This is a genomic window from Candidatus Phytoplasma gossypii (assembly GCF_030586975.1).
Lineage (GTDB): Bacteria > Bacillota_I > Bacilli_A > Acholeplasmatales > Acholeplasmataceae > Phytoplasma > Phytoplasma citri.
In genome coordinates this window covers 1-2,422 of sequence record NZ_JAOSIT010000056.1, presented here as the reverse complement: position 1 = coordinate 2,422, position 2,422 = coordinate 1, and the positions used below count along the sequence as shown (strand labels likewise).

At 20.8% G+C, this 2,422-nt stretch carries 2 protein-coding genes and 1 tRNA gene; all 3 read right to left on the bottom strand.

The features are described from left to right. Positions 1–145 precede the first annotated feature (145 nt). A tRNA-Tyr gene (locus OC698_RS02945) sits at positions 146–229 on the bottom strand. 242 nt (positions 230–471) lie between these two features. Continuing rightward, complete coding sequence (locus OC698_RS02940; protein WP_304513204.1) at positions 472–2,064, bottom strand: YidC/Oxa1 family membrane protein insertase; 1,593 nt, start codon at positions 2,062–2,064, stop codon at positions 472–474. Between the two features lie 20 nt (positions 2,065–2,084). Next, positions 2,085–2,297, bottom strand: coding sequence for a ribonuclease P protein component (rnpA, locus tag OC698_RS02935; RefSeq protein WP_304513203.1), 213 nt, complete (start codon positions 2,295–2,297; stop codon positions 2,085–2,087). Between the last annotated feature and the right edge of the window lie 125 nt (positions 2,298–2,422).

Below are 2,422 nucleotides of genomic sequence, written 5' to 3'. Positions count from 1 at the left end.
CTCTTCGTAATAAATCATTCAAATAAATAAAAATTATTTATTGGAATATAGTTAATATTTAATAATTTTTTATGATAAAAATATCATAATAAATAATAAAATATCATCTTCAGTTTTCAAAGAAGTAATGATCAATAAACTAATATGGTGGAGGGAGACGGATTCGAACCGCCGTACCTTTCGGAACAGTTTTACAGACTGCTGCGTTTAGCCACTTCGCTATCCCTCCGTTTAAAATATTATTAATTATAAAATATATTTATATTTTTTTAATTAAAAAAACTTACTAATTGATTTTAACATAATTTAATGATAAAAATATTTTTTTTTTATATATATATAAAAATTTCAAAAATAAAATTATTTTTTTAATATTTCAAAAATATTATTTTAATTCCTGATATTTATTATACACAAAAAAAATGTTTTTCGGCAAATAATCAGGAATTATCTTGAACATTATAATATTGTTTAATATTTTTTTAATTTTTGCATTTTTCTGAATATAATTTGTTTATTAATAAGTGTTTGCAAAATAGTATAAGAATTACCTATAATCCAATATAAAGATAACATAGAATCACGAAAAGAGAGAAACATCATAAAAAGAATCATCAAATAACTAAAAAATTTCATCATTTGTTCCGGTTTAATTATATTAGATTCGTTTGAGGTTAATAAAACATTTTTATTTTGTATAATTTCAGAATTTTTCATTATTAATTTATTCAAAATAAACATACTAAAACCTGTTATTAAAGTTAGTGATATAGAAAAAAATAAATTATCATTATTATTTTCTAATTGTAAATTTATTACACCTAAAAAAGATTTTTGATTATAAATTTTAAAAATACCACCAGGGATACGAAAACGACGTAAAACCCGAAACATAGCCAAAAATAAAAACATTTGACAAAAAGACATTAATAAACTAGAAAACATATTTAAATTATACTTTTTATAAACTCGTATAATCTCTAAATGCATTTTTTTTATTTCCATAGGATTTTTAGATAAAGAATATTTGTTTTGAATTTTAGCAATTTCTGGTTGCGCCAGATTCATATTAAAAGCAAAATTATTAGTTTTAGTATAAATAGGCCATGATAAAGTTCGGATTAAAATAGTAGTTAATACAATTCCTAATCCTAAATTACCTAATATAAAACCATCTACTCCGTGAGAACCTATAGAAGAAAAAAAATTTAATAAAGAAGCTATAAAAATAATTAAAAAATTCCAAATATAACCAAAACCTAAAAAATTATTCCAATCTAATTTTGAAGGCCATTGGATAGGTAAATCTTCTTGATCATTCACAAAAATCTTTAAACCTAATTGTGGATTATTAGAAATATCATTTTTTAAAATAAAAAAATTTATTTTTTTAATTTTAGAATCTGAATCTAAATATTTATAACGAATAACATTATTATAATCTTGATTAGATATTTCTTTATTATTCTCCAAATCTTTATAAATTTGAAATTTTAATAAATCTTGTGACGAAATTGAATTGATTACATTTGTTTTAGGTTCGATATTTTTTATAAATAACATTTTAAAATCTTTTTCTTGTACAAAACGATTTAAAAAATAACTTCTACTAATTCCTGTTATTACTGTAAAAAATTTTTTTAATATAATAATTTTCTGATCTAAAGAGATATTAAAATTATTAAAACTAAAATAATATTCTAATCCTAAACATATTTTATTTATTGTTTCCTGTAATTGTTTTTTTACATAATCATTTCCATTTTTACTATCTAATAAATACCATTTTAAATTGCCATTATCTTCAAGTTCGCAAACAAAAATATCTAAAACTTTCTGACATTCATATAAATCAAAATTTTTAAGTAAGTTATTAAATAATTTATCATCTGAATTATCACTATTATTTTCTTTCTTTATAAAAACTTTTAAATCAATAATATTAGGTTCAGAATTAATTTTTGTATTACTAAAAAATAACTCTCTAATACTAAAAGTTATTAACAAACAAAATAAAAAAATAATTACAAATCTTTTTAAAAAAATAAATTTATCATCACTCATATATACAATAAATATCCTTATCAGGAACTTATAAGACGAGATTTTCTCAATAAAACTGATAATTTTACAGATAAATCGAAAAAGTTCAATTTTTTTGCTGTCGGTTTAATAATAATAATAAAAAAAACATTAGGTTTTAAAACTGAAGAATAATTATAAATGATTGCCCTTATACGACGTTTAATTAAATTTCTCTCATGAGATTTCCCATATCTTTTATCGAGATAGATCAACGCGGTTTAGAAAGAAGAAATGATAATAACTTTTTTCATATTCGCAATTAGCCCCCCACAGAACCGGACAAGCAAGTTTCCCAGCATCCGGCGCCTAATATCTTATAATCTAAGATATTGAAACT

What these genes read in the sequence shown, in the direction of transcription:
- OC698_RS02940 (WP_304513204.1), bottom strand. Translation starts at nt 2,064, where the DNA reads ATGAGTGATGATAAATTTATTTTTTTAAAAAGATTTGTAATTATTTTT.